32 protein-coding genes and 1 tRNA gene are annotated in these 26886 nt (G+C 62.7%); 17 read left to right on the forward strand and 16 right to left on the reverse strand.

The window, feature by feature from the left end:
• Positions 1–27: 27 nt before the first annotated feature.
• From secG to HD883_RS06945, 3 genes are all read right to left on the reverse strand, one after another.
• Positions 28–441, reverse strand: a complete 414-nt coding sequence (gene secG, locus HD883_RS06935; protein ID WP_179587006.1) for a preprotein translocase subunit SecG — start codon at positions 439–441, stop codon at positions 28–30.
• Positions 441–1223, reverse strand: a complete 783-nt coding sequence (gene tpiA / locus HD883_RS06940) for a triose-phosphate isomerase (protein ID WP_179587004.1) — start codon at positions 1221–1223, stop codon at positions 441–443. Before tpiA ends, secG begins: the two co-directional genes overlap by 1 nt.
• A 103-nt stretch (positions 1224–1326) precedes the next feature.
• The gene (locus HD883_RS06945) at positions 1327–2307 is read right to left on the reverse strand and encodes an NAD(P)H-quinone oxidoreductase (RefSeq protein WP_179587002.1); all 981 of its coding nucleotides are present in this window, start codon (positions 2305–2307) and stop codon (positions 1327–1329) included.
• A 427-nt stretch (positions 2308–2734) separates the two neighbouring features.
• Between HD883_RS06945 and HD883_RS06950 the strand changes: the two genes are divergently transcribed.
• From HD883_RS06950 to HD883_RS06960, 3 genes are read left to right on the forward strand one after another with little or no spacing between them, the layout of a single operon-like run.
• A complete protein-coding gene (locus HD883_RS06950; protein WP_179587000.1) occupies positions 2735–3151 on the forward strand; it encodes a RidA family protein in 417 nt (138 codons plus the stop codon).
• A gap of 17 nt (positions 3152–3168) precedes the next feature.
• Positions 3169–4182 carry an amidohydrolase family protein gene (locus HD883_RS06955; RefSeq protein ID WP_179586998.1) on the forward strand — a complete coding sequence of 338 codons (1014 nt, stop codon included), beginning with the start codon at positions 3169–3171 and terminating at the stop codon, positions 4180–4182.
• A 56-nt stretch (positions 4183–4238) separates the two neighbouring features.
• On the forward strand, positions 4239–5237 hold the full coding sequence (locus HD883_RS06960; protein WP_179586996.1) for a Bug family tripartite tricarboxylate transporter substrate binding protein: 999 nt from the start codon (positions 4239–4241) through the stop codon (positions 5235–5237).
• A gap of 6 nt (positions 5238–5243) precedes the next feature.
• Here HD883_RS06960 and rraA read toward each other — a convergent pair whose 3' ends face one another.
• Positions 5244–5729 carry a ribonuclease E activity regulator RraA gene (gene rraA, locus HD883_RS06965; protein WP_179586994.1) on the reverse strand — a complete coding sequence of 162 codons (486 nt, stop codon included), beginning with the start codon at positions 5727–5729 and terminating at the stop codon, positions 5244–5246.
• A gap of 141 nt (positions 5730–5870) precedes the next feature.
• Between rraA and HD883_RS06970 the strand changes: the two genes are divergently transcribed.
• Positions 5871–6242: a hypothetical protein gene (locus HD883_RS06970; protein WP_179586992.1), complete on the forward strand. Its 372-nt coding sequence runs from the start codon at positions 5871–5873 to the stop codon at positions 6240–6242.
• Between the two features lie 3 nt (positions 6243–6245).
• Here HD883_RS06970 and HD883_RS06975 read toward each other — a convergent pair whose 3' ends face one another.
• From HD883_RS06975 to HD883_RS06990, 4 genes are all read right to left on the reverse strand, one after another.
• The gene (locus HD883_RS06975; protein ID WP_179586990.1) at positions 6246–6608 is read right to left on the reverse strand and encodes a hypothetical protein; all 363 of its coding nucleotides are present in this window, start codon (positions 6606–6608) and stop codon (positions 6246–6248) included.
• A gap of 61 nt (positions 6609–6669) precedes the next feature.
• Complete coding sequence (locus tag HD883_RS06980; protein WP_179586989.1) at positions 6670–7062, reverse strand: hypothetical protein; 393 nt, start codon at positions 7060–7062, stop codon at positions 6670–6672.
• 285 nt (positions 7063–7347) lie between these two features.
• Positions 7348–8127: an alpha/beta hydrolase family protein gene (locus HD883_RS06985; protein WP_179586987.1), complete on the reverse strand. Its 780-nt coding sequence runs from the start codon at positions 8125–8127 to the stop codon at positions 7348–7350.
• On the reverse strand, positions 8114–9196 hold the full coding sequence (locus tag HD883_RS06990; protein ID WP_218863213.1) for a DUF3182 family protein: 1083 nt from the start codon (positions 9194–9196) through the stop codon (positions 8114–8116). Before HD883_RS06990 ends, HD883_RS06985 begins: the two co-directional genes overlap by 14 nt.
• Positions 9197–9494: 298 nt before the next feature.
• On the opposite strand from HD883_RS06990, the gene ku reads away from it, so the two are divergent.
• Together ku and ligD are read left to right on the forward strand one after the other, a co-directional pair.
• Entirely contained in the window at positions 9495–10565 is a 1071-nt protein-coding gene (gene ku, locus HD883_RS06995; RefSeq protein ID WP_179586983.1) for a non-homologous end joining protein Ku, read from the forward strand.
• A gap of 6 nt (positions 10566–10571) precedes the next feature.
• Positions 10572–13442: a non-homologous end-joining DNA ligase gene (ligD, locus tag HD883_RS07000; RefSeq protein ID WP_179586981.1), complete on the forward strand. Its 2871-nt coding sequence runs from the start codon at positions 10572–10574 to the stop codon at positions 13440–13442.
• Between the two features lie 43 nt (positions 13443–13485).
• Here ligD and HD883_RS07005 read toward each other — a convergent pair whose 3' ends face one another.
• Both HD883_RS07005 and HD883_RS07010 read right to left on the reverse strand, forming a co-directional pair.
• Positions 13486–13728, reverse strand: a complete 243-nt coding sequence (locus HD883_RS07005) for a DUF1488 family protein (RefSeq protein WP_179586979.1) — start codon at positions 13726–13728, stop codon at positions 13486–13488.
• A 152-nt stretch (positions 13729–13880) separates the two neighbouring features.
• The gene (locus tag HD883_RS07010; RefSeq protein ID WP_179586977.1) at positions 13881–14558 is read right to left on the reverse strand and encodes a DUF4142 domain-containing protein; all 678 of its coding nucleotides are present in this window, start codon (positions 14556–14558) and stop codon (positions 13881–13883) included.
• 153 nt (positions 14559–14711) lie between these two features.
• On the opposite strand from HD883_RS07010, the gene HD883_RS07015 reads away from it, so the two are divergent.
• Both HD883_RS07015 and HD883_RS07020 read left to right on the forward strand, forming a co-directional pair.
• On the forward strand, positions 14712–14966 hold the full coding sequence (locus tag HD883_RS07015; protein WP_179586975.1) for a hypothetical protein: 255 nt from the start codon (positions 14712–14714) through the stop codon (positions 14964–14966).
• A 136-nt stretch (positions 14967–15102) separates the two neighbouring features.
• Positions 15103–15187: transfer RNA gene (locus tag HD883_RS07020), tRNA-Leu, on the forward strand.
• Between the two features lie 161 nt (positions 15188–15348).
• Here HD883_RS07020 and HD883_RS07025 read toward each other — a convergent pair.
• Positions 15349–15585, reverse strand: coding sequence for a hypothetical protein (locus HD883_RS07025; protein ID WP_179586973.1), 237 nt, complete (start codon positions 15583–15585; stop codon positions 15349–15351).
• A gap of 155 nt (positions 15586–15740) precedes the next feature.
• Between HD883_RS07025 and HD883_RS07030 the strand changes: the two genes are divergently transcribed.
• The gene (locus tag HD883_RS07030; protein WP_179586971.1) at positions 15741–16037 is read left to right on the forward strand and encodes a DUF2513 domain-containing protein; all 297 of its coding nucleotides are present in this window, start codon (positions 15741–15743) and stop codon (positions 16035–16037) included.
• Here the strand turns inward: HD883_RS07030 and HD883_RS07035 are convergent, their stop codons facing one another.
• From HD883_RS07035 to HD883_RS07045, 3 genes are all read right to left on the reverse strand, one after another.
• Positions 16038–17762, reverse strand: a complete 1725-nt coding sequence (locus HD883_RS07035; RefSeq protein ID WP_179586969.1) for a phosphoethanolamine transferase — start codon at positions 17760–17762, stop codon at positions 16038–16040.
• Between the two features lie 188 nt (positions 17763–17950).
• Positions 17951–18574 carry a DUF7822 domain-containing protein gene (locus tag HD883_RS07040; protein WP_179586967.1) on the reverse strand — a complete coding sequence of 208 codons (624 nt, stop codon included), beginning with the start codon at positions 18572–18574 and terminating at the stop codon, positions 17951–17953.
• Between the two features lie 146 nt (positions 18575–18720).
• On the reverse strand, positions 18721–19047 hold the full coding sequence (locus HD883_RS07045; protein WP_179586965.1) for a thioredoxin family protein: 327 nt from the start codon (positions 19045–19047) through the stop codon (positions 18721–18723).
• A gap of 257 nt (positions 19048–19304) precedes the next feature.
• Here HD883_RS07045 and HD883_RS07050 point away from each other — a divergent pair, with 257 nt between their 5' ends.
• Positions 19305–20210 carry a manganese catalase family protein gene (locus HD883_RS07050; RefSeq protein WP_179586963.1) on the forward strand — a complete coding sequence of 302 codons (906 nt, stop codon included), beginning with the start codon at positions 19305–19307 and terminating at the stop codon, positions 20208–20210.
• A 25-nt stretch (positions 20211–20235) separates the two neighbouring features.
• Here HD883_RS07050 and HD883_RS07055 read toward each other — a convergent pair whose 3' ends face one another.
• Positions 20236–20568 (reverse strand): hypothetical protein, encoded by a 333-nt coding sequence (locus tag HD883_RS07055; RefSeq protein WP_179586961.1) that lies wholly within the window; start codon positions 20566–20568, stop codon positions 20236–20238.
• Between the two features lie 180 nt (positions 20569–20748).
• Between HD883_RS07055 and HD883_RS07060 the strand changes: the two genes are divergently transcribed.
• From HD883_RS07060 to HD883_RS07080, 5 genes are all read left to right on the forward strand, one after another.
• Entirely contained in the window at positions 20749–21393 is a 645-nt protein-coding gene (locus tag HD883_RS07060; RefSeq protein ID WP_179586959.1) for a hypothetical protein, read from the forward strand.
• A 172-nt stretch (positions 21394–21565) separates the two neighbouring features.
• Entirely contained in the window at positions 21566–22012 is a 447-nt protein-coding gene (locus tag HD883_RS07065; protein ID WP_179586957.1) for a hemerythrin domain-containing protein, read from the forward strand.
• Between the two features lie 159 nt (positions 22013–22171).
• Positions 22172–22402, forward strand: a complete 231-nt coding sequence (locus HD883_RS07070; RefSeq protein WP_179586955.1) for a hypothetical protein — start codon at positions 22172–22174, stop codon at positions 22400–22402.
• A 69-nt stretch (positions 22403–22471) separates the two neighbouring features.
• On the forward strand, positions 22472–22759 hold the full coding sequence (locus tag HD883_RS07075) for a hypothetical protein (RefSeq protein ID WP_229828023.1): 288 nt from the start codon (positions 22472–22474) through the stop codon (positions 22757–22759).
• A 171-nt stretch (positions 22760–22930) separates the two neighbouring features.
• Positions 22931–24670 carry a tannase/feruloyl esterase family alpha/beta hydrolase gene (locus tag HD883_RS07080; RefSeq protein ID WP_179586953.1) on the forward strand — a complete coding sequence of 580 codons (1740 nt, stop codon included), beginning with the start codon at positions 22931–22933 and terminating at the stop codon, positions 24668–24670.
• A 184-nt stretch (positions 24671–24854) separates the two neighbouring features.
• Here the strand turns inward: HD883_RS07080 and HD883_RS07085 are convergent, their stop codons facing one another.
• Positions 24855–25157: a YkvA family protein gene (locus tag HD883_RS07085; RefSeq protein ID WP_179586951.1), complete on the reverse strand. Its 303-nt coding sequence runs from the start codon at positions 25155–25157 to the stop codon at positions 24855–24857.
• Positions 25158–25477: 320 nt separating this feature from the next.
• On the opposite strand from HD883_RS07085, the gene HD883_RS07090 reads away from it, so the two are divergent.
• Positions 25478–25831: a type II toxin-antitoxin system HicB family antitoxin gene (locus tag HD883_RS07090; protein ID WP_257022020.1), complete on the forward strand. Its 354-nt coding sequence runs from the start codon at positions 25478–25480 to the stop codon at positions 25829–25831.
• Positions 25832–26098: 267 nt separating this feature from the next.
• Entirely contained in the window at positions 26099–26248 is a 150-nt protein-coding gene (locus HD883_RS07095; protein ID WP_179586946.1) for a hypothetical protein, read from the forward strand.
• Positions 26249–26886: the final 638 nt, after the last annotated feature.

Consider the following 26886-nt stretch of genomic DNA (forward strand, 5'->3'; position numbering starts at 1 on the left):
GAGGGTGTCGCCAGACTTCCCACATTTTTAGCTGCGCGTTGCGGGTGCAGCGGGTGTGGCTGGCGCTGCAGGCGCGGTCGGTGCAACCGGGACCGAGTTGTCGTTACCGGGGACCGGCGGACGGGGCAAACCGGGAACCGAAGGCACGGAACGGTCGGTCGGGACGGCGTCCATCACGCCGCCTTGAGGCGCAACGGATGCGGCCGGGCGGCCAAGGTAGGCCAGGCCAGCGGTGGTGACGAAGAAGACGACCGCGGCCCACTTGGTGGCGCGTGACAGGAAGTTCGCTGCGCCGGTCGCGCCGAACAGGCTGCCTGCGGAGCCGCCGCCGAATGCCGAGCCCATGTCGGCGCCCTTGCCCTGTTGCAGGAGCACCAGGACGATGATGGTGATGGCGGAAATGACCTGCACGACCAGCAGGACGGTAAACAAAACAGACATTAAAGACTCCGGGTTGACGCGCCCGCCTCGGCGATGCGCAAGAATTCGTCGGCGACCAGGGCGGCACCGCCGATCAGCCCACCGTCGATGTCGGCCTGCGCGAACAAGGTGGCCGCGTTGGCTGCCTTGACGCTGCCGCCATAAAGAATACGGACGCCGGGGCACTTGACGGCGACCAGCGCGGCGCGGATCGCGGCGTGCACTTCCTGCGCCTGTTCGGGGCTGGCGGTCTTGCCGGTGCCGATGGCCCAGACGGGTTCATAGGCCAGTACCATGCGCGAGACGGCTTCGGAGCCCAGGGCGAGCACGGGAGCAAGCTGCGCGTGGATCACGTCAAGGAAGCGGCCGCTTTCGCGTTCTTCCAGGCTTTCGCCGATGCAGACGACCGGGGTCAGGCCGGCGGCCAGGGCAGCCTTGGCCTTGTCGGCCACGACGTCACTGGATTCGGCATGCATGCTGCGGCGCTCGGAATGGCCCACGAGCACATAGCGGCAGCCGAAGTCGGCGAGCATGGTGCCCGAGACTTCGCCGGTGTAGGCGCCCTTGTCGAAGCGGCTGATGTCTTGCGCGCCCCAGGCGATGTCCGATCCGTGCAATGCGGATTCGGCTTGCGACAGGTACGGAAACGGAACGCAGACGCCGACGTCGCACGCAGCGGCATTCGAAGACTGGTTCCAGCCGGAACGAATAGCGGACAGGAGCTGCGCGTTGGCGGCAAGCTCGCCATGCATTTTCCAGTTGCCAAGGACGAGACGGCGAATATTCTGCTGAGTAGTGGTCATCGAGTGCACATCGAAAATTGCCCCGAATGTTCAGCCGGACGGCTTGGGCAAAAGATCGATTGTATCGGCTTCTGGCCTCTCGCTACAGCACCTGTCGTAAAAACTAGATCGTGAGCATGATCTTGCCGACCTGTTCACCCGCTTCCATCATGGCGTGGGCCTTGGCGGCATCGGCCAAAGGGAAGGTGGCGTGAATGATCGGCTTGAGCTTGCCGGCTTCGAGCAAGGGCCAGACGTGCTCGCGCAGCGCGGTGGCGACGCTGCCCTTGAAGGCGGCGTCACGCGGGCGCAGCGTTGACCCGGTCAGGGTCAGGCGGCGACGCATCATCAGGTTCAGGTCGAGCTGTTCGGCCTTGGTGCCGCCCAGCGTCGCGATCATGACGATGCGGCCGTCATCGGCCAGACATTGCAGGTCGCGGGCGATGTAGTCGCCGGACACCATGTCCAGGATGACGTCGACACCCTTGCTGTCGGTCAGGCGCTTGATCTCGGCCACGAAGTCCTGGGTCTTGTAGTTGATACCGGCCACGGCGCCCAGTTGTTCGACGGCGCGAACGCGGTCGTCACTGCCGACGGTGGCGTAGGTGGCATGGCCCATGGCCGTGGCCATCTGGACGGCCGTGGTCCCGATGCCGCTCGCGCCGCCGTGCACCAGGAAGCTTTCCTTGCCGGACAAGCGACCGCGCATGAAGACGTTGCTGTACACGGTGAAGTACGTTTCGGGCAGGCCGGCGGCTTCGATCATGGACAGGCCGGCAGGTATCGGCAGGCATTGCACGGCCGGGGCGACACAGTATTCGGCGTAGCCGCCGCCGTTGACCAGGGCGCAGACCGAATCGCCGACCTTGAAGCCGGCGGCTGCCGCGTCGCCGCCGACGATGACGCCGGCGACTTCCAGGCCGGGCAGATCGGACGCGCCCGGGGGCGGCGGGTAGCTGCCTTTGCGCTGGAAGACGTCGGGGCGATTGACGCCAGCCGCCACGACCTTGATCAGGACCTCGCCCGCAGCGGGTTCGGGAATGGGCCGTTCGACAGGCTTGAGGACTTCCGGTCCGCCGGGCTGGCTGATTTCGATCGCGATCATGTGTGGGCTCCTGAGTTGATGGAGCAATCATACGGCAAGGAAAAGCCCCCCCCTAGGCGCTGCGCGCCTCCCCCCAGGGGGCAGCACTGGCGGACCGGGGGACCCGAAGGGTTACGCCCCCCCTTGGCGCTACGCGCCTCCCCCAGGGGCAGCACCAGCGGACCGGGGGACCCGAAGGGTTACGCCCCCCCTAGGCGCTGCGCGCCTCCCCCCAGGGGGCAGCACTGGCGGACCGGGGGACCCGGATCCGCTGTGCTCTCGATTGGGGGCGGGGTTGATAACCCGCGGCGGCGCGGCGGCCGCCATTCCTATATTGAATACCTGGACACCAAATCGCTTGTGTTCTTTTGTACGTATCAACCCTAGACTCTGCCGGTGCGACGCTGGCGTGCATGCCGCGCGCGGAACTTCAGGATACGAGATACCCATGACGACACAAGCGCAGGTCATCGAAGGCAAGGCCACTCCTCGCGGAAAGTATCCGCATATCAAGCGGGCGGGGGATCTCCTGTTCGTGTCGGGGACGAGTTCGCGCCGTGCCGACAATTCGTTTGCTGGTGTGGAAGTGGACGCGATGGGTACGACGCGCCTCGACATTCGCGCACAGACGCGGGCCGTCATCGAGAACATTCGTGACATTCTGGCAACAGCGGGCGCGTCGCTGACCGACGTGGTCGAGATCAGCACCTTCCTCGTCGACATGAATGACTTCGGCGGCTACAACGAGGTGTACGGCGAATTCTTCGACTACACGGGCCCGGCCCGCACCACGGTCGGCGTGCATCAGCTTCCGCATCCTCACCTGCGCATCGAGATCAAGGCGATCGCATACAAACCCCTTTGACCTGTCAGGTGACGACCATGAAAATCGACATGCATTCCCACTTCTTTCCGCGGATCACGCAGGCCGAAGCCGCCGCCCTGGACCCGGTCCGCGGCCCCTGGCTGCGCGTGGATGACGGCGGCAAGTCCGGCCAGATCATGCGCGCCGACCAGCCCTTCCGCCCCGTGTACGACGCCCTGTGGGACGTGGATGCGCGGCTGGCCGAAATGGATGCGCAGAAAGTGGACATCCAGGTCACGTGTTCGACGCCGATCATGTTCGGCTACGAGTACCCGACCGAGCGTGTCATGCCCTGGGTGCAGCGCATGAACGAACTGGCGATCGAGTTCTGTGAGCCGACCAAAGGCCGCGTGATCGCGCTGGCGCAGGTGCCGCTGCAGGACATTGACGCGGCCTGCCGCGAGGCGTCGCGCGCCATGTCGATCGGCCATCATGGCGTGCAGATCGGCAACCACATGGGCGATCGCGACCTGGATGACGAAGGCCTGGTCACCTTCCTGCAGCACTGCGCCAATGAAGACATTCCTATCCTGGTCCATCCGTGGGACATGATGGGCGGCGACCGCATGAAGCAGTGGATGCTGCCGTGGCTGGTATCCATGCCGGCCGAGACGCAACTGGGCATCCTGTCGCTGATCCTGTCGGGCGCGTTCGAGCGCATTCCCGAATCGCTCAAGATCTGCTTTGGCCATGGCGGCGGCAGCTTTGCCTTCCTGCTGGGCCGCGTGGAAAACGCGTGGAAGCATCGCGACATCGTGCGCAAGGATTGCCCGAAGCCGCCGTCGGAATACGTGAAGCGCTTTTTTGTGGATTCGGCCGTGTTCGATCCGGGCGCGCTGCGCCTGCTGGCCGACGTCATGGGCACCGACCGCATCATGCTGGGCTCGGATTACCCGTTCCCGCTGGGCGAACAGCAGATCGGCCAGCTGGTGGCCGATCACCCGGACCTGACCGACGCCGACAAGAAGGCGATCTGGTCCGACAACGCCATCGACTTCTTCAACATCGACGTAAAGGGCGTTGCCGCCTGACCTGACGTTCCTTAGATTCCTGACCCACCCTGCCCTGCACCCAAGGAACCACCACCATGAAGTTTGTCCCCTCGTTGAGCCGTGTGTCGCGATCTGCCTTGTCGGTCAGCCTGACCGCGCTGTCGGTCGTTGCGGCCGCACCTGCATTCGCTGCCGACTACCCTGACCATGCGATCCGCCTGGTCGTGCCCGCGCCCCCGGGCGATGGCACCGACATTCTTGCCCGCAGCATTGGCAAGGTGCTGGGCGAGCGGCTTGGACAGAGCGTCGTGATCGAAAACCGGCCAGGCGCGGGCGGGGGCATTGCCGCCGACGCGGTGGCAAAGGCCGCGCCGGATGGCTATACGCTGATGATGGGCAATGCCAGTTCGCATGCCGTGACGCCGGGCCTGTACAAGAAGCTGTCGTGGGATCCGGTCCGGGACTTCACGCCGATCGCGCTGGTCGCCAGCGCACCGAACGTGCTGGTCGTGAACCCCAATCTGCCGGTCCGGAACATTCAGGAATTCATTGCCTACGCCAAGGCTAACCCGGGCAAGCTGAACATTGCGTCGGGCGGCAATGGCAGCCTGTCGCACCTGTCGGCCGAGTTGTTCAATTCGATGGCCGGCACGCAGATCACGCACGTGCCGTACAAGGGCGCGGCGCCTGCCGTGACGGCGTTGATGGGCGGTGAAGTGTCGGCGTTGATGATCAATATTCCGACCGTGACGCAGCACATTGCGTCGGGCAAGCTGCGCGGCCTGGCCGTCAGCGCCAAGACGCGTTCGCCGCAATTGCCGGATCTGCCGACCCTGGACGAAGCCGGTCTGAAAGGCTACGACACCGAAGCCTGGTTTGGCCTGTTTGCGCCAGCCAAGACACCGGCTGCCGTGATCACCAAGCTGCAGGCCTACACGCGCGCCTCGTTGGCCGACACGGCCGTGCAAACGCAGATGCGCAACATGGGTGCGGTCAAGTCCGATCTGCAGGGCGCCGCGTTTGGCACCTTCATGCAGCAGGACCTGAACAAGTACGGCGCCATCATCAAGTCGGCGAACGTCCAGGTCGACTGACCGGCATTACAGATCGGCGGGCGACGGCAACACCACGATGCCGTCCTCGTCGCTGTACAGGTAGTGTCCGGGTTCGAACGTAACGCTGCCGAAGTACACGGGAATGTCGACGATCCCGTCGCCGCGTTTGGCGCTGCGGCGTGGATTGGTGCCCAGCGCCTTGACGCCAATGGCCAGGCTGTCGATCAGCATCGAATCGCGGATCGCGCCATACACGACCACCCCGGCCCAGCCGCTGTCGACGCCGCTGCCGGCCAGCATGTCACCCATCAGTGCACTGCGCATCGACCCGCCCCCGTCCACCACCAGCACTTCGCCTTTTGACGGCTGCGCCAGCGTCTGCCTGATCAGGCCGATGTCTTCCAGCGTGCGCAAGGTGCGGATGCGGCCTTCAAAGATGCGGTGCTTGCCGAAGCTGCGGAACTGGATATCGCACGACGCGGCGTGGGGGTACATGTCGGTGATATCGCTGGTACGGGCCGAACTGGACATAGGACTTCCGGAGAATCTGGTGAAGCCTTAGTCTAGCGGTTTCGCCTTCCCCTCGCCTTCGTCCCCATGTCTTTGAATCGACCTTTTGCAACTCGTTTTATCTTCGTCGCCGCTGGCGCCGCAGCCTGCCTGATTGCGGGTGTGGCCCACGCCCAGGCCGTCATCCACGTCACCGTGCAGAACGACAGCCCGCGCGCTGTCAGCCGCGTGTCGAGCAGCGCCGGTACGGCGCAGGAAACCGCGCCTGCCTCACGCATCGGGGTGGGCAGCAATGACCGGTATAGCGTCATGGCGCGCGATGCCGGACCGCTGCAAGGCAGCGCAACGTATGCGTCGGCGGATGACCGGTATCAGTGCCGCTTTGTTTATGCGGTAACGCCGCGTGGCGGGGACCGGTGGGGATTCGAGCACAACGGCACGTCGGTCGGGCCCAGCCCGGTCACCTGCCGTGTGACGATGCAATCGTCGGATGCGCGCGCGGGCACGCAGTCGCTGTTGCTGACGATACGTTGAGGGTCAGCGCAGCGGCGGGCCGTCGTTGGCGGCGCGCCGGTCGGCACGTGCCGCCCGGCGCACGGGCAGGTTCGACACCCGCGACAGCACCAGGCAGATGCCAAGCAGGATCACGGCGACCGGCAGGATCAGGTTCCAGCTGAACCAGCGCTCGTGGTAGGCATACCAGCCGGCGCCGGCGAAGATCAGCATCGGCCCATTGACGACCGACGACTTGGTAAACCCTTCGAGCGCCAGAACGAGCACGCCGGCTAGCGCGAGCGCGGCGGCGCCCAGCACTTCCCATTCGATGCGCCAGCCAAGTTCGTGCAGCAGCCAGGCAATTCCCAGCAGGACAAGAATGAGAGGGCCAGCGGTATTTTTCATCGTGCCTTGGTCAGGTGGAAAGCGAGCGCGCCCGTAAGGACCCAGGCGCGGGAGCGGTTTGTCAGCGCAGGGCGGCGCGCGCACCGATCAGACCCAGCAACTGGCTGGTCTGCGTGCTGGCGTCGGTATCCGGGGCGGCCTGCTGGAACAATTTGGGGCCCAAGGACTTGACCGACGCGCGGCGCAACACGTCGTCCGCTTCGCGGCCCGACGTGAAGTCCTTCATGGTCAACGCGGGATTCAGATTGCCCGCCTGGATGCGCGCAATGGCGACACCGTGGATTTCCTGTTCGTTCGCAAAGTACGCGGACATCAGCCCGGCGTCGTCCAGTCCGCCGCCGAAGTGCGACCACAGCACTTCGCCGGAGATGGTCGCGAGGAACAGGTTGCCGTGATACTGAACCTGGAAGGTCAACGTGTCGTTGAGCGTCTTGAAAGTGGGATAGCCGTTCATGGAGCGGTCATGATAAGAATTGTCCGTGCATGTAGCGCTCAACGGACTAGGTTTATGGCACAAGCCCGCTTGCTGCGAACTGCTACATCGTGTGGGCGCGAAGATAGCGCAAACCGCCAAATTACGGCAATCATTTAACAAGTCCATACACACCGGAGCGCACGGTATAGCGTCGTTTGCGCCCGGTGGGAATGCCTGTTGGTGATCCTTTCGTGAGACTTGTCCTGACAAGTTGCGCAGACATGACACGCATCAGCATGACTGGCCAGTCTAGGTTCCAACGGATTACTGCTGGCCCATGTCCGCTGTCCAGTGGTGCAGGTTGTTCCCGACCCGCGCGCCAATGAACATTTCGGTCGTCCATTTGAGCAGGATGTCGTTGTAGGCCGCCTGGCTCAACTCCCCGGTCAGGGCGTGGTCGGCGCCGTCCAGAATCCGATGCGTCAGGGAATGGCTTTTGATGAAGGCCGCCCGGTAATTCATGATGGTCTGATGTGGGATGAAATCGTCGTGCTCGGATTCGACGATCAACACATCGCCTTCGAACGACGCGCAAGCGGACAAGGCGCGATTTTCATCCGGGGACACGGGCGACCGGCGGTAGCGCGCGATGTCGTCCCGGTCCAGCGACCGTTTTGGCACGTCCCATTCGGTATCCCGATACAGGGCCGGCACATGCAGCGCAAGCCACTTGACCGGCCGCAACGTGGTCAGGATGGCGGACAGGTAACCGCCGTAGCTGCTGCCCACCACCGCGATCGATGCGGTGTCGATCGAAGGATGCGCGACCAGGCAATCATAGGCGGCGAGCAGGTCGCTCAGATTGTCATTGCGCGACACCGTCTTGCGTTGATCCAGCGTGCGTTCATGGCCGCGCAGATCGAACGTCAGGCAGACGCAGCCCAGGCCCGCCACCCCTTTGGCGCGGACCAGATCGCTTTGCTGGCTGCCGCCCCAACCGTGCACGAACAGCACGCCGGGAACCTTGGAATCCGGCGCCAGAAATGTCCCGGCGATCGCTTCGTGATCGACCGGGATATTGACCTTCTCATTACGTATTGCCATACCTGCCTGCCATTACAAACTTGGTGATGAAACCGACGTCTTCGTCTTCGCCGCGAAAGGTGACACAGGCGCCTTCGGGCGCGTGTTGCGACGGGCCGTACAGTTCGACCGTGGACGCCCGCACGACGTTCAGCGCGGGGTCGGCCGCAAAGGATTCAAGCGCGACCACTTCGGCCCCGCTGGCCCCGCCAATGCGCCACGACTGCTCCAGCACGCCGCTGCACGACTGTCCTTGCGCATCGATGCCCTGGGCAATGTCGTAGTTGCGGCGCGACGCCAGCAGCCCCGGATAATGTTCGGAGGCCGCGTCGTCAAAGATGCGCCCTTGTTCGACCGCCTTGCGCACCGGGGGATCCAGTTCGAGCGCGAGCAAGGCATCGAATCCGCCGCGCACCACACACAGGTCCGACCCGCCATAAACGTCTTCACCGCCGTTGTCGGGTGTCAGCCGCTGCGTGCCCCAATAGCTGGCCACCAATCCGGCGACCCTGACCTGCCCCACGCTGTAGGTCACGACCTGGTCCAGGTTTTCTTCCAGCACAACGCCGCAGCTGGTCAATTCGTCGGACGCCAGGTCTTGCAGGGCGGCGTCGAGTTCGTCGGCGCCATGCACCACCGTCTGCCCGCGGCCGCCCGTTGCCAGCACGGGCTTGATACGGATGGCGCCGCCTTCGAGCAAACGGCGGCCAGCCTCGCGTGCGTCGTCCATCGTAAAGGCGGTCAGGCCACGCAAGGTCGCATCATGGACCGCATCGGCAAAGGCGGTGGACCACCCTTCCGGCGCGGCCGCGTCGCCGCGCACCAGCGGATGCGAGATCGCTTTGGTGGCGATAAAGGCGTAAGGCACGACGGCGCCAAACAGATCGTCTTCGGTCCGTATGCCGATGCCGCGCGCCATGTCGATGCCGACAATGGTGCCGGTCGGAATGTAGTAAGTGTCAGCGGCGCTTTGCGTGCCGTCGTGGATGCCGCCAAACTGGCGGCCATGCAGCGCGGCAATGCGCGTGGCCAGTGCGTTATGCACGGCACGTTCGTGGGATGGCACGTTCTTGCGGGCGGGATAGATCACGACTTGTCCTGCCGGGGAAGCGGATGAATGGAGCGTTGCCATCGGAAATCTCCAGAGTTGGGCGAGACGGTGGAGCCTTTTTTAGAAGCTACCTGCTCTGGCGTGTTTCCGGTAAGCCTTTCGGGTGAGCAAATGATTAACAATGTAATTTTCTCCGCTTGGCTGCCTTCCGTATTGTCGCGCAGGAAATATTTACCGGTATCGCGATCCGATCCCTCGGCATCCCCATGGCAACGCGCGGCTGCGCAATCCGGAATGATTATTGCTGGGCAATAGGAAAAACCCCGGGGCGGACATCATGGCGACATCAAGCAGGCGCGTGCTTTGGAAAGGCGCGATTTCTTTCGGACTGGTTCACATCCCCATTGCCTTGCACTCTGCCACCAGCGAACAAGGCATTGATTTCGATTGGCTCGACAAACGGACCATGGATCCGGTCGGGTACAAACGCATCAACAAAAAAACGGGCAAGGAAATCGACCGGGAAAACATCGTCAAGGGCGTCCAGTACGAAGACGGCCAGTATGTGATCGTGTCCCAGGATGAGATCGAAGCCGCCTATCCCAAGACCACGCAGACCATCGAAATCGAAGCCTTTGTCGATGCGGGCGAAATCCCGTTCGTGTATTTCGAGCGGCCGTATTACATCTCGCCGATCAACAAGGGCGCGAAGGTATATGCCCTGCTGCGCGAGGTCCTGCTCAAGACGAACAAGGTTGGCATTGCCAAGGTGGTGATCCAGACCAAGCAGCACCTGGCGGTCCTGGTGCCGTCCGAAAAGGCGCTGGTGCTGAATCTGCTGCGCTGGGGAGATGAGATCCGCAGTCTGGACGACCTGGACCTGCCCGGCGCGGGCGTGTCGAATGCGGGGATCTCGCCCAAGGAAATGAAGATGGGCGAGCAGTTGGTCGAGGACATGAGCGACTCGTTCAAGCCCGATGAATTCACGGATTCGTTCCGGGAGCAGATCCTGAAACTGGTGGACGAGAAGGTCAAGGCGGGCGATACCGAAACGGTTGGCCCGATCGAAGAAGTGGAAGAGGAAGCCGCGGGCGCCAAGATCTACGACCTGACCGAACTGCTGCAACGCAGTCTGAAAAAGGGCAAGAGCGCGGCGGGCGGCAAGGCGGCGGCTGTGGAAGACGACGCCGACGAGGACGACAGCGATGACGACGGCGACGAGGCGCCGGCACGCAAGGGAGCCAGTAAGTCAGCAAGCAAGGCGTCGGGCAAGACCGCATCGAAACCGGCGGATACGAAAACCGCTGCCAAAGCATCCGGCAAGCCCGCTGCAAGCAAAACCGCTGGCAAGACCGCCGCCAAAAAGACCGCAGCCAAGCCTGCGCCCGCCAAACGCCGCTCTGCCTGATGCGCCATGAGTGAATCGCTGAAGACCTACCGCGCCAAGCGCAATTTCGCGATCACGTCCGAACCCGAGGAAGGCGGCGAGCCCAATGCCGCGCATCGGTCTTTCGTGATCCAGAAGCATTGGGCGACGCGCCTGCACTACGACTTCCGGCTGGAACTGGACGGCGCCATGAAGAGCTGGGCGGTGCCCAAGGGCCCCAGCTACGATCCGGCGGACAAGCGGATGGCGGTCCACGTCGAAGATCACCCGATTTCCTATAACCAGTTCGAAGGCGAGATCCCGGCCAAGCAGTATGGCGCGGGCAAGGTCATCATCTGGGACAAGGGGGTCTGGGCGCCGCTGGGCGATCCGGAACAGGGCTACCGCGACGGCAACTTGAAGTTCGAATTGTTCGGCCACAAGATGCGCGGCAAGTGGGTATTGGTGCGCATGAAGGGCCGCGGCGAAAAGCAGGAACCGTGGCTGTTGATCAAGGAGAAAGACGGCTACATGCAGGACGCCGGCACCTTCAGTGTGGTCGACGAATTTCCGGACAGCGTCGCCGCCCTGCCCTTGCCCGACGAGGCCCTGGCGCGGATGGCGAAGTTCGAAATGCCGCGGGAAACCAAAACACCACGGGCAGCCGACGTGCCCCGGGAAGCCAAACCGGCCGCAGTTGCCAGCCCGAGCAAACGGCGCAGCAAAAAGGCTGCTGCAAGCGGACCTGCCCTGCCGGAAGACGCCGTGCCTGCGGATCTTCCAGCGACCTTCCAGCCGCAGTTGGCAACGCTGGTCGACGGTCCGCCGTCCGACAGCAGCGACTGGGTGTACGAGATCAAGTTCGATGGCTACCGGATGCTGGCGCGGATCGAAGGCAAGACGGTCACCCTGTTCACCCGCAACGGCAATGACTGGACGCACAAGCTCAAGCCGCTTGCCGAAACGATGCAGGGCCTGGGCTGGCCCGATGGCTGGTACGACGGCGAAATCACCGTCTTGAACAAGCGCGGCGTGCCGGATTTCCAATCCCTGCAGAATGCGTTTGACAAGGCCGCCACCAAGGACATCGTTTTCTACCTGTTCGACGTGCCGTATTGCGATGGGCACGACCTGCGTTCGGTGCCGCTGACCGAACGCCGCGCTTACCTGCAAAGCCTGTTCACCGAGGACACACCCGAATCGCTGCGCTACAGCGACACCTTCGATGCGCCGCCCGTGGATGTGGTCGCGTCCGCCTGCCAGCTCGGCCTGGAAGGCGTGATCGGCAAACGCAAGTCGTCCACCTATGTGTCCCGGCGGTCGCGGGACTGGATCAAGCTCAAGTGCAGCAAGCGCCAGGAGTTCGTGATTGGCGGCTACACGGATCCGCAAGGCGCGCGCACCGGCTTCGGGTCGCTGATGCTGGGCGTGCACGATGATGCAGGCAAGCTGCAATATGCCGGGAACGTGGGCACGGGGTTCAACGACAAGACGTTGACCGAAGTGACCAAGCGGCTGGAAGCCCTGGCGACCAAGACCCGGCCGTTTGCCGCGACGACGGGCATCGACCGCAAGGCCCATTGGGTCGAGCCCACGCTGCTGGCCGAAGTGTCGTTTGGCGAGTGGACGGGGGACGGCCGTATCCGTCATGCCGTGTTTCACGGCCTTCGCAGCGACAAGCCTGCCAAGGCGATCGTTCGCGAAGCGCCCACCCCCGCGGCCGAGGCCGACACGGTCGATTCCGACACGGACAATGAGACCGAGGACACGATGACAGCAGTCAAGAAAACGGCCGCCAAGAAGGTGGCAAACAAAGCATCGGCAAAGAAAGCGCCCGCGAAACAAGCGGCTGAGAAACAAGCCGCCGAAGAAGAAGTCGCTGTTAACGATACAGCCGCTGAAAAGACAGCCGCTAATAAGACGGCCGTTAATAAGACGGCCGTTAATAAGACGGCCGTCAAAAAAGCCGCCGTCAAGAAAGCCAGCACCAACAAGTCGGCGAAGCCCGACGCGGATTCCGCCGACCTTCCGGCAGGCTTCAAGGTCAGTCATCCGGACCGGGTCATCGATACGTCGTCCGGCACCACCAAGCTCGACGTGATCAAGTACTACGCGCTGGTTGCGCCGCTGATCCTTGAACACCTGGTGGACCGGCCGGTCTCGTTGGTGCGCGCGCCAGAAGGCATCGGCGGCGAGCTGTTCTTTCAGAAGCACATGGAAGCGGCAAAAATGCCCGGGGTGACGCTACTGCCCAAGGCGCTGGACCCTGGGCACGCGCAACTGATGGAAATCACGACCGCAGCGGGGCTGCTGTCGGCGGCGCAAATGAACGTGCTTGAATTCCACACCTGGAACGGGACCAAGCAGGCCATCGCCAAGCCGGATCGCATGACCTTTGACCTGGACCCGGGCGACGGTGTGGCGTGGCCGGCCATGCAGGAAGCCGCGCACGTGGTCCGCGCCATGCTCGAACAACTGGAAATCGCATGCTTTGTGAAGACCAGTGGCGGCAAGGGCCTGCATGTGGTCGTGCCGCTGCAACGCCGATATGACTGGGACACGGTCAAGGATTTTTCCCAAGCCATCGTGCAGCATCTGGCCAAGACGCTGCCCAAACGTTTTTCAGCCAAAAGCGGTCCGAAAAACCGGGTCGGCAAGATCTTTGTGGATTACCTGCGCAACGGATTCGGGGCCACGACCGTGTCGGCATGGTCTCTGCGGTCGCGCCCGGGGCTGGGGGTATCCGTTCCCTTACGATGGGAAGACGTCGATACCCTGGAAAGTTCGTCGCAATGGAATCTGATGAATATCCAGTCCCGCCTGGACGAGGGCAATGCGCCGTGGGCCGATTATGCCGATTCCGCGCAAAGCATTACCCAAGGCATGAAGATTCTGGGCTTCAAGCCTGCCAAAAGTTGACTATCGGTCATCAGGAAACCCCGGCGATGGACGCCTGGATCAATCAAAAATCGGATTGGTCCAGCGTCGGGCACGGCAACCCATCTTCAATCTTGCGGCGCGCAACGTGGTGAATCCGCGGCGCGTTGATCAGGTAGGACTGTTTCATACCGTCCTCATCGGGCGGCGATCCAAAGCGCGCCCACAAGGCCTCGCCCGAAATGCGCGCCTTGTGCCATTCGCCATCCACGCTGACAAGAAAACTCAGCGTGTCGCCATCGGATTCGAATTTGGGGAAAGTGTGCATGCCGTGCTCTCAGGTCGAGTGGGGCTCCCTACTCGCGGATTATAGGGTCGGCACCGCGACATTCCCACTAGCGGGAACATCATCCATTTGCTGTAGACAAAGCAACGCCCCCATGACAGGGGGCGTTGAAACCGATCTCGCTGCGGGCGGGATTATCGCGTCGCAGGTGCGCCCATTGGCATGGTCGACGACGAACGGGCCGGCGCCTTGCCAGCGTCTTTCAGTGCGGTCTTGATGGCTTCACCCTTTTCCAGGTGCGCCTTCAGGCTAGGCAGCGTCTTGGCGGCAAAGGCCTTGATATCCGGGTCCTTGGCATCCTTGGCGGTGCTTTCAAACAGTTTGACGGCGTCCTTATGCGCATCGACGGCAATCTCGTCGGCATATTTCTTGTCGAAATCCGCGCCGTCGGTGCGTTTGGCCAGGCTATCCAGCTTGGATTTCACGCTGCGCGTCGGCTGCGTCGGCACAGCGACCGATTTGGACGATGCCAGGCTCTTCAGTTCGGTATCCACGGCGGTATGGTCGGTCACCATCATCTGGGCAAACGACTTGATATCGGCGTGCGAGGCCTTCGTTGCCGCCATGCGGCTGGCTTCGATTTCCAGATAGCCGGACTCGGCAGCCTTTTCAATGAACTGCTTGTCTTTACGGGCGAGTTCAGCGGCGCTCACGGCGTTAACACTGAATGCAGCCAGCAACGCTGCGCAAACTGCTGCCAGATGGATCTTTTTCATGGTCTTCCTCCAGATGTTGATATCCGTGGATGAGCAAGGGCCGTGCCCAGCCCTGTCCGGCGCTATCCCCACCCCGGACATCTCCAGCAGCGACACGGGTTCCCATTACCCGCACCCTGTTGTTCATCCCTATTATCCAAACACCTGACAGCCTTTCAGCCGAGGGTAAATCCGGAGGCCCCATGGTAAAAATTCCTGGACTCAAGGCGGGTGGAATCATCCATTTCCTTTCCAGTATTCCGGACACTCATGAAGCGCACTTTCCAGTATCGGCGGCCGGCTGCGACAGCGGACAGGTTCGAGATCGAGATCACGATGGAACCCCGCGGCGGCGACGGCTTCCATCCGCGCGTCCAGGTCTATCGGGAAACGCGCGGCGTCCGGTCGCTATTGAAGCGAATGGAAGGCGGCGGCGGCCCCTACCGGGACTGGGAACGCGGCTATCGGGATACCCTGACCCGCGTCTGTTGTGCCATTGAAGCGGGCCAATTCACGCCTTCTTAAAATAATTTGCCGAACGCTTGGCAAAGTGCCAAAAACTTCTATATACTCTTGGTCTTGCTACAGGATGCAGCGAAACGCAGCCAGGTAGCAAAAACAAAGCAGTACAAAGCAAAGCAGTACAAAGCAACAAAGCAGTGCCCAGATGGCGGAATTGGTAGACGCGCACGGTTCAGGTCCGTGTGCCGAAAGGTGTGGAGGTTCGAGTCCTCTTCTGGGCACCAATAAATTCATGAAAAATAGCAGCCTCCGGGCTGCTATTTTTTTGCCTGGTCATTTTGCCTGTTCAACCCCGTTTGCCTGTTCAACCCGGGCACGCCCCTTGCTGTAAGACACTGGCAACAATAACCGCAGCGTACTCTTCATGCTGCCCTGCCAAGCAGTTTCAGCACAAACCCGGGACACACAATATGCTCAGAAAACTCATCTTCTTCGCGATCACCTCTGGCCTGGCCTCGCGCATGCTCAAGTCGTATACCCGCAGCCGTAACAACGGCCCGGTGCGCAACGCGTCGGCACCTCCGCCAGCCCGTTCGCGGAACGATTTCAATTCCTGATCGGCTTTGGTGAATTCTGCGGCGGCATGATGGGGATGGCCGGCAAGTCCGGTCAACAAGTCCAACAACCTTCCCGCAGCGCTGCAGTTCACTGAGTACGCGCCAAGAAGCAAAAGCGCCCGCCCTGCCGCGGGCGTTGTTGCATCTGGCGGGCGCCCTGCCCCTGCGCAAAGTGGCATCGGCATGTCATGATGAGTCTCCCTTTCAGGAGATGCCCCTCATGCAACGTGATTCCCATACCGTCGTCCTGCTGCTTCGACTGCTGCGCGAAGCCGAGACGTCTTACGTCGGCACCACGGCGCTGTCTGAAGGTCTGGCGGATATCGCCGGCGACGACGACGTGCCGGAAGGCTGGACGCAGCACCATCTTGAAATCATGAGCGACATCGGTCTCGTCAAGCCGAAGCACCCGGGTCCGGTCACGTCCAGCACGGAATGGCGTCTGGCCTGGGAAGGCTACAACGCCGTGGAAGACAGCGGCGATGACGACGAGGATGACGACACCCTCGACGACTGATCACTTGACGAAGGACTCGACCTTAGCGGGCAGGGCCGGCGCCCGCCACCGGTAGGCGTCGCTGAGCACATCGCGCGAGGCCTCGTAGCCCTTCCACCGGATATCCAGCAGGTGGGCAACGGTCATGTCCGCCCAGTCGGCGCGGAACGGCCGATCGTCAATGTCCGCCGGCAAGGTATCGCGCGGCGCGGACTGCCAGATCATGGCGGGAATGCGATAGCCCGCCGCGGTCGTCTGGCTATGGCCGGCATGATTGATCTGATGGCCGACTTCCTGTCCATGATCGGACACGAACATCCATGCACGGTATTCGTTGGATGCCGCGCCCTTCCGGGTCATGTCGAGCAGGCTGGACATGACGGCGTCCTGCGTCAGCAGCGCCGAATCGTATTCGTCCCGCGCACGGCGCAGCCATCCCGGGCGGCCAGCGTGCTGCATGCCCTGGTCCACCCCGTCGGAATAATCGTCAAACGGATTGGCCTTGTCGGGAAAGCGCAGGCGGTAATGTGGATGCGCGCCCATCAGGTGCACCACGATCAGCTTGTGCGGATGCGGATCGGCCATGGCCGACTGCAGCGGTTCCAGCACGGCCGTGTCCGGGGACTGGCTGCCGCGCCCCGGCGTCCGGTTCACCAGATGCAGTTCATCGGCAAATCGGGCGTGCAGGTTTTCAATGGCGATGTCGTCCTGGTTGCCGATCCACCAGACGCGATAGCCGGCGGCCTTGGCCAGGGCCAGCAGATGCTGCGGCGGCTGGCCTTGCGCGTTGTCCATCAGCATGAGGCTGCGCAGGCCCGGCAAGGTCGTTGCGTCGACCGACCAGGCGTTCTTGAGCAGAACGAATTCGGCATCAAGCGCATCGTGGCGCGCCCGCATGGTGGGCGTCGTTGCACGGGGGTACCCGTACATGCCCAGATTGTCGCGGTTGATGCTTTCGGAAATTACGAGCACCACGGTCGACGGCGCGGCGGACGCGATGACCGGCTCGGCATCCCTGGCGCGTTGCAAGGCGAGTTCGCGCGCGGCTTCGTGGTGCGACCAGCTATGGCGCAGTTCCTGCACAGACTGGCTCCAGCCGGCCCAGAACAGCACCGGATGCAGCCGGCGCCAGGGCTTGCTGACGTAGCCCGCGGCGCTGACCAGCAGCGCGACGCCAAGCACGCCGACGCCAATGCGGGACAGCATGGAAGGACCGTAGCCGGCACGGCGGGGCGCCGGAACGCCACTGGCGCGCGCGACGGCATGCCACATCAACAGGGCGGCGACGAACAGCGCCGCGGCCCACGCGACCGCTGGCCGCCAGTACATGGCCAGGTATTCGGCGCTTTCCTTGGCACTGGTGTTGGCCACGGCGCCAATGACCATGCCGCTGTCGGCGGCGGCCTGATAGCTGTCGGCCAGGTAGGCGCGGGCAATGCCGTCGACCACGAAACTCATGCCCAGCGTCCACACCGTTGCGGCGCGCACGCGCCGCCAGCCACGCGAGCGAACCGGCCACAGCAGCCAGGCCAGCGCCGGCAGCGCGAGGGCCATCAATTGCGCAATGCGGCGGCCATCGTGTCCGAGCGCAACGAAGGCCAGCACGGTCAAAGCCGCAACGCCGAACGCGATGCGGGCATCGGTCAGGCGGGCAGTGTCAGGGGATCCGTCGGCCTCGGGGCGAGGCGGACGCGCAAAGAAAAGGGAATTCAGTCGCGCTGCATGGGCGCGAGCATGTTGTCGCATCGACGTCTACTCATTGGCGGCTTGCCCACAGCAGCAAGCCGCGACGGCGGCACGAAACGCCGCGTGGAATGAAGACGTGGCGGTTGCAACGGGCAAGACAGGGGCCAGGGCCGGCACAGGGCCGGCCGCTCGGCAGGCCTTGAGGGCCTGGGCGAAGTGGCCGAAGTTTAGCCGATTTCGCGGAGGGGTCAGGTTCGGATGTCGTCGTCGCCAGGAAGCTCGGCCGTCATCGACAGGTCGAAAAACAGATCGTTGCTCCAGGCGCCCAGGCCGATATCGTCCAGCACTTCGGGATGCAGGTCGCCCGACAGGTCGTCATGGCTGGGGCCGAACAGCTTGCCAAGCAGGCCGTGCGGTTCGGCGGCAGGCGCGTGCAGCGCGGCAATGATGTCGTCCTCTTCGGCGCCGGCATCGGCGATCTCCACCAGCAGGTCCTGGTTCTGGGCGCCCAGGTCGTCGCCCTGCATTTCAAAGATCTCCCGGCTTTCCAACACGATATAGGTCGAGACGTTTGCCGTGTCATCCAGGAACGCCAGCGTTTGCTGGATCACGGGCTGCGCCGAGGGCACGTCGATCCGCGCGAGAAATCGCTTCAGTCGAGCCACGCCTTCGGCGTAGTTGCCCGCGATGGCGATGTCTTCGTCCGACTCCCAGATCGATGACGGACACACACGCGGCTGTCCGGAGACCAGCAGTTTGTACACAAGCGGGATGTCATACGCCCATTCCGACAGGCCGATGCGGGCAGCCGTCTCGCACCCCTCTTCTCCTGGCAGGCAATGCGTCGAATACAGATAGCTACGATTGGCCACGGCGTCTCCTTGCGTGCGGGCGGTTCACCGCGCGGCGGACGGCGCGGTGTCCTTGCACCTTACCAAGCAGACGCCCGTTCGCCGGGGTGAAACACGCACTGAAACGTTTGTTGTCGCCGGTTGCGAGATCGCGGCGGCAAACGGCGTCAGGCAGCGCCGATCTGTGCCAGCGCGTTGCGCACGTCGGCCGGGTCGCCCGGGCGCACCAGCCGGGTGACTTCCACGCCATCTTTCAGGAAGACCAGCGTGGGCCACAGCTTGACCTTGAAGGTGCGGCCCAGCGGCCGGCCCTTGCCATCTTCTACCTTCAGATGCGGCACGCCGGCTGCGTCAGACAGGCCTTGTTCGATGACCGGCGCGGCAGCCTGGCAGAAGCCGCACCAGTTGGTGCCGAAGTCCAGAACGACCGGACCCGCCATGGCATCCACATCGGCACGGGACGGCTCGGCTGCGCTATAGGGAACTCGGGACATGCTGACCTCACTGGAAAAGGTTGAAGACAAGTGATCTGGCGATCAGCAAACGATAGCCAAGCCGCGGACCGCGTGCCGTAACCGATTGCGTGAAGCCTGCGCGTGGACGAGCAGGACCGGGGACGTCGGCCCTTTCCGATGAGCGCGATCTACCACGCCGCTGCGCTGCGCCCTGCGGTTTCCTGGCAAGCGCAAGCATGCGGTGTCAGGCACACACGATGCGCGGGTGCTGCGGTCACCCTTCAAAGGAAAGCATCATGTTCGCGCACAACAAGCGATTGCAGTACACCGTTCGCGTTTCGGGCAGCAACCCGGGCCTGGCCAATCTGCTGCTGGAACAATTTGGCGGCCCGCAAGGCGAACTGGCCGCCGCGTGTCGGTACTTCAACCAGTCCATTGCCGAAGACGATCCAGGCCGTCGCGACATGCTGATGGACATCGCCACCGAAGAACTGAGTCATCTGGAGGTGATCGGCAATCTGATCGCCATGCTCAATAAGGGCGCCAAAGGCCGACTGTCCGAAGGCATCGAAGAAGAAGCCGAGATGTACCGCACGATCAGCGGCGGCGGCAATTCGTCGCACGTGACGCAGGTGCTGTACGGCGGCGGGCCGGCGTATATCAACTCGGGCGGCCAGTTGTGGAACGCAGGCTATATCGATTCGATTGGCGATCCGACGGCCGACCTGCGCTCAAACATCGCAGCCGAAGCGCGCGCCAAGATTGTGTATGAACGCCTGATCAACGTGACCGATGATCCTGGCGTCAAGGACGCGCTGGGTTTCCTGATGACACGCGAAGTGGCCCACCAGCTGTCGTTCGAAAAGGCCTTGTACAGCCTGACGCCGAATTATCCCCCGGGCAAGCTGCCGGGCGATGCACGCTTCACCAACGTGTACTTCAACATGTCGCAAGGGGAAGGCGACGCCTCGGGCCCCTGGAACAATCCGGATGACTTTGTCGTGGTATCCAATCGGGAAGATCAGGGCGGCTTCGACGGCGGCGGCATCGCGGAGACGACCTTGTCGCCGGACGAAAGCGAAGCCGTGGAAGCCATGGCGCAGCGGACGATGTCGGATCCCACCGTCAATCCCACCACAGGCGCTGAACTGGGCGCGTCCGCCACCGTCAAGACCGGTCTGGGCACACCGCCGTCGGTGTGATCGGCACGTGTTGCAGCGGGTGCCGTCAGCAGCGGTACTCCTGCCCCCACGATCCGGCAGCGTCGCATCGCTTGCACATCACGGGCGCGGAACATCCGCCGCCCGCGGTCTGCACGCCCGGACACCACGTATGCACCTGGCCGACCTGCACTTTGGTAAAGGCGTCGACGTCACAGGATGCGGGACCGGTTCGAAAGCTCGAGAACGGACGTGGACCGGGTGACGATGGGGACGATGCCGCGCTACCGGCGGACGGGGTATCGGCAGCCAGCAGGACGGGCCCGTTCGCCATGGCGGGCATCAGGAGCGCACTTGCCAGCGCAAGCGCGACGGTGCAGCGACCGAGTAGATTTTTCATGGATGTTTCCTGGCGAATGACGTGCTGCCATTGAATGATGGGAAGAACCGAGGGAGCGCCGGCACAAGGATGCAAGAAACGCGCCGCTACACCTCCAACGGTTCTGCCACGTTTTACGCAACTGGTTGTGAGTATTTCGTGATTTAATCCGTAAACAGGTCGGCAGACCAGGAGACGGTGATGGACGACGACACTCGCGATTGCGCCGTTCGATGGGCCAACAGCCTGCGCCTGACCTTTCCAGCGGGCATCCCGGTTCATGCGTCCTGCGACGGCGCCGGCCCGGTCAACACCATGCTCCGTCATATTGCGCGCAACAGCTGCGCGCGCATCTTTCTGCCAGGCGGCGGGATCCAGCACCTGACGGACATGCGCCGTTCCCCGTTCGATCTGTGTGCCCTGGAGTGGCGGCAGGATGGCCCCAAGGGCGTATCGGCAGCCGACGCCGTCACCATGGTCTGGCCCGAACGTATTGCCTTTCATTGCCCGGCCCACAAGCCCCGTCTTGCCTATTTCATGCTGCAGGTCGGCCCCATGGACTTTGGCGGCGATCCGGCGCGCCCTTTGCGCGAAGACGTGGCGCAGCGTTGGGATGGCACCTTCCAGCCCCTGGATGAACTGCAGGAGCGTGCCATCTTTGAAGGCATTCCGTTTCCGCACGGCACGCGGCGCGTCACCCGGTACGTCAAGGCCGCCACCTTCATCATCTGTTCGCGGGTGTCCGACTACAACGAAGTGGACCTGCCCGGCGCCGCCGCCGACACGTCGCCACCAGACGAATATGCGCAGTTGCTGATACGGCTGCGCAGCACGCGGTCGTCCTGACCGGACACGCGTCGCCGGCCAGCTGCACGGATTGCGAGGTTGCGGCGACGGCATCAAAGGCTTACATCCTGGCGTTGCAGCGGCCGACATCGGCCGTCATGCTGTCGAGCATGCACAGACCGCGGTGCGGTCTTGTCGCGCCCTTCTTTTTCCCTTACCTGGATCTGCCCTCGTGAAAATTTTCGAAGCCCTGCGCCAAAGCCACGACGTGCAACGCGAACTTGCCCGCCAACTGGTCGAAACCAGTGGCGACACGCCTGAACGCGCCACGCTGTTCAAGTCCTTGAAGACCGAGCTGGCGGCGCATGCGCTGTCGGAAGAACGGCATTTCTATGCCCCGCTCATGGTCGAGGATTCGGGCATCGACCTGTCACGTCATGCCATCGCGGAACATCATGAAATGGACGAGATGGTGGAAGACCTGGAAGCGACCGAGCCGTCCAGCCCGGCCTGGTTGCCGCTGGCGAAAAAGCTGGCGCACAAGGTGCACCATCATCTGGAAGAAGAGGAGCATGGTTTCTTTCAAAGCGCCGGCAAGATCCTGACCGACAAGCAGAAAGATGCGCTGGCCGTGGCCTACCTGAAGGACTACGAAGCCGACAAGGCCAAGGCGGCCTGACCCGCTATCAGTACGGGCTGGCGTACCCCAAAAGCCCGTGGCGCGGTGTGCAATACGCGCCACACCTCGAGAACTTAAAGCGATTTCGAGACGCTTCCCATTCCGGCAAAGGCCTGCCTATACTGTATATCCATACAGTATTTGAAAGGAGGTTCTTTGATGGAACAGTACAAGGACTACGCCGTTGACATCCGCACCACGGCCACTGCCGGCGGGTATTGCGCCCGCCTGGCCCTGCGCCGTGGCGGCGCCCGCCCCCGCCGCGCCGCCATTTATTTCCCTCCCCTGGGACCGCAGCCCACGGCTGCCAGCGCCGCCGATCACGCGCTGCGATGGGCCCAGGCTTTCATCGACGAAAACGCGACGCCCGCGCACCCCATCCAGCCATAGCCGGGGTGTGCCATGCATTGCATCGTTCAACGTACCCACCGGCAGGGTCAACCTCTGGAGATCGGCCGCATGGACGGCCCCTATTCGGGCCGGGTCCATATGTATTCGCAATACCGGGCCGACCTGCGGCGCCAGGTCGTCATTATGGAACTGGCCGCCGAGGGCAATCCCGGCCAACCCAACTACCGCCAGGCCATTCCGCAACTGCTCGACCCGGCCATGCTCACTTTCAATTCCGAAAAAGGCATGGTCATAACCGGGTTCGAAGAATTGAGCGGCGCGCGGTACTACCAGGGGTGGTGGCTGCAGTGGTATCACCAACTGCCAGACTGGTTCCTGGCCACCACCCGCAACTGAATCTGCGACTCGCAAACGGCGACACCGGGACTGCTTGACCCTTCAGGATGGCATGCCTATGATTGGATCGCTTTCATTATTGAGCATAGTCAAAATTAAGCTTGATCAATAAAACGGATCGATAAAAATACGCCTGCCGCCATGTAGTGGCGGGCGCTGGAGGAGACCCCCATGAACACCGGATTCCCGTCCCACATGTCGAAGGTGGCGGGCGGCGCCCTGCTGTTGTCGCTTGCCGCGTGCTTTGGCGGCGGCGACGACGATGACGCCCCCACCCCGCCCCCGGCCGGCGGTGCCCGCACCCTGTCCGAAGCATCCTGTACCGCCATCGGTTCGCGTACCTACACGAACAGCCCGGTATTCGGCGCCAGCCGCTGGGTTGCCGACGGCGCCGAAAAGGCCGCCACCACGGCCACGACTGCCCTGCCCGCCCACTGCGTGGTCCAGGGCACCATCGCGCCGCGCACCGGCGCAAGCGGCGTGCCCTACGGCATTCAATTCGAACTGCGGCTGCCCGCCGCGTGGAACGGCCGCTTCTTCTTCCAGGGCGGCGGCGGCACCGACGGGTCCGTCTCGCCCGCCACCGGCATCATCAACAGCGCCGACGGCGGCAACAACGTGGCGCTGTCGCAAGGCTATGCCGTCGTGTCCACCGACGGCGGTCACCAGAACAGCACGCTAGCCACCACCGCCGCGTTCGGCGCCGACCCGCAGGCCCGCATCGACTGGGGCTATAACGCGATCGACAAAACCGCCGTCACCGCCAAATCCATCATCCAGGGAAGCTACGGCGCCGCGCCCGACAAGTCCTACTTCCTGGGTTGCTCCAACGGCGGACGCCAGGGCATGATGTTCACCCAGCGCTTTCCCGATGCCTTCGATGGCGTGGTTGCCGGCGCGCCGGTCATGGACCTTGGCAGCATCACCGCCGCCGAAATCTGGGGCCTGCAGCAGTTCGCCAAGGCCGCCCCGCGCGACAGCACGGGCGGCATCGTGTGGTCGCAATCCTTCTCGCCCGCCGACCGGCAACTGTTCACCGACGCGTACGTCAAGGCCTGCGACGCCACCGACGGCGTAGCCGACGGCATGGTCCAGAACCCGTTTGCGTGCAGCTTCGACCCCGCCGTCCTGCAATGCACCGGCGCCAAGAACGACACCTGCTGGACGCCCACCCAGGTCGCCGCCGTTAAGGCCACGGTCGCCGGCCCGATCACGTCCAGCGGCGGGCCGGTCCGCGTGCCAGGCTACTCTCTGCCGCGCGAAACGCCTGTCGAAGGCTACGTTGTCGACACCGGCTGGATGACGCCATCAGGCCAGCCGTCCCGGCTGATCGGCACGGCCACCTCCTTGCCCGGCGACTTTGCATTCGGCGCGGTCCAGGTGCCCTACTTGCACATCACGCCGCCCGACCCCACCTTCGATCCCCTGGGCATCAACTGGGACACCTACCCCAACCGCATGACCATCGACCCGCCGTGGCTGTCGACCCGCCTCGACATCTCCGCCTACAAGGCGCGCGGCGGCAAGATGATCTTCTATCACGGCATTTCCGACCCCGGCCCCAGCGTGTCCAACACCATCAACTACTACAACCGGCTGGTGCAGTTGAACGGTGGCCTCACGCCCACCCAGGCCTTTGCGCGACTGTTCATGGTCCCCGCCATGACACATTGTTCGGGCGGCCCGTCGACCGATTCGTTCGACCCGCTGACGGCGATCGTGAACTGGGTGGAAAAAGGCGTCGCCCCCGAGCAGATGGTGGCCAAGGCCCGCGCGGCCAATGCCAGCGGCCTGACCTCGGTCAAGCCCGCGATCCCGGCCGACCGCACCCGGCCGCTGTGCGCCTATCCGAAGACGGCGGTGTACAAGGCGGGGAATGTGGAAAAGGCGGAGAGTTTTGTGTGTCAGTGAGGGTTGATCTGACGTGACATGCTGATGTGGAAAACGGCCCTTTATGGGCCGTTTTTTTATTGGACGCGTCGTCTGTTCATAGCGCTTTCTGACTTGTCCGGTTCTTCGTTCGGTCCGGTGTTTCAGCCAGGACAGGGACTGGCCGCCCCAGTGGCAACGGGACATTCGCCTACGGCGGCGCAGGTCAGCGTAAGGCCCACCAGCGCCATGCCAGCCACGCCGTCACCAGCCATAGCAGCACGATCACCACGGCACCTGTGTGGCTGCGCGGCTTCTTGCCCTGCTCCGTCATCCAACGATCCGCCTCGATCCGACTCGCGGCAATCACGTCGACCGGTGCCAGCCGCACCGCCAGCCAGATCATCGCCGGCAGCAGGATCACGTCGTCCAGGTAGCCAAGGATAGGGATGAAGTCGGGGATCAGGTCGATCGGGCTCAAGGCATAGGCGACGGCGACGATGCCGACGACCTTCGGCAGCCACGGCATGGCCGGGTGGCGGGACGCGAACCACAGGGTGACAGCGTCGCGTTTGATGCGGCGCGCCCAGGTTCGGAGAGAGGCTAGGAGTGGCAAAGTAGATTTTGCGTTCGGCAGTTTGTGATCGGCGCAGGCGGGATTCGAATAAGGGATAACCGTTGCGAACGGGCAATGTAGCCGTTCTGACGGGTTAACACATAGAACGTCCCGTTAAAGTAATGCCGAGCTATGTATGTCGTCCATCGGATCCTTATCGGAGCGCGATCACCGCAGCATCTTGAAGGACATCGACTCCATGATGAATATCCATTCAATGCGTGGCACACGTCATGGCCACAGGCTTGCGATTCTGGTCACTTCGGTTCAAATGCACTCGCGTCTTCCAAACAAGATTGAGGTCACAAAGGATCAACTTGCTCTACCCAGCTTATCTGCATCAAGACAACGAATCGGCCTATAGCTTGATATTTCCGGACCTACCGGGATGCTACGCTGCGGCCGACGAACGGGCGGACCTGACAGCAGCAGCTCAGGAGGCGGTGGAGGCCCATTGTTATGGCGAGCCCGACATACCTCTCGCAAGCGAGCCCGCAGCATGGGAAACACATCCGGACTACAAGGGCGGAGCCTGGGTGTGCATAGACCTCGATCTAACGAAAGTGGCGCTGGGATCACCTAGCTAGCTGCAGAACGTCGCAGTCTGAAAGCGTACCTGTTCACGCGACAGAGCCTACCTTTTCCGTGGCGGCATTTTTCGATAAGCAGCGGTCAATGCCGTGGTCACGTATTCATCAAGAATCGGCTTGGCCTGAAGCTTGACATCATCGCGTCAGCGGGCACCTCCAAAGTCGCGACGCCGCTACGTCGCGGGAATCACTGGTGGGTAGTAAGCCTTGCTGCTACAACATGCTTGGGCAACGCGTTCCCGCACCCTCACTGAAGGATTAAGCATGGCAACGACCAAGAAGTCCAACGAAACCACCTCAGCAAAGGCAGCCACTGCTGCATCGAAGACGCTTAAAGACCCAAAATCGTCGAAAGACGCGAAAACGGCATCCGGCTCTGCTTTGACGCAGAAAGTGAAGGGCAAAAGCAAGTAGTTAGTCATTATCGGATAGTCCCGTTACAGCTGCATGAGCAACATCCCAGCCGTGCTCAGCGGGTGGGCACATTACTCCCGCCGACCTTGTAAAGGCCGTCGGGAAGCTTTTCTAATGCGGCCAAGGCTACAACTCTCCTGAGGAAAGAAAGTATGCATAATTCTCTCTACGGCGAAGCACTGCGAACCGCTGCCTAACTTATCAACCTTATACGGAGTGTTCAATGCAGATGTCCCTGTCGCGACGGCTTTCTGAGGCTGTAGGAAGTTGGCTGCACTTCGAATTCTGTTGCCACCGCGCGGGACTATTTTCCGAATCAGCCTTGAAATCGGCGGTTGGCCAAGTCATTAGCTCTTTGCCGGCGAATATCAAGGGGGCTCGTGTTTACGCGGACGCAAAGCATGCGGGGCTCCCTCGAAGTTCGAATCGCGGTCGGCCTCCGTCTGTCGACTTTGTGCTGGTGCTGCCTAATAATGGCCTCGGATCTAGCGACGCAGAGGTGGTAGTTGAGACGAAGTGGGCTGGTTCGAGCCACTGCACGGCTGCGAGAATCTTTCGTGACTTCGTACGGTTGGCGCTTATCAAGCACCACAGTCCAAGTGCTAAGTGCATCTTTCTACTAGCCGGCAACAACCGGG

It is taken from the genome of Pigmentiphaga litoralis, assembly GCF_013408655.1.
GTDB lineage: Bacteria > Pseudomonadota > Gammaproteobacteria > Burkholderiales > Burkholderiaceae_B > Pigmentiphaga > Pigmentiphaga litoralis_A.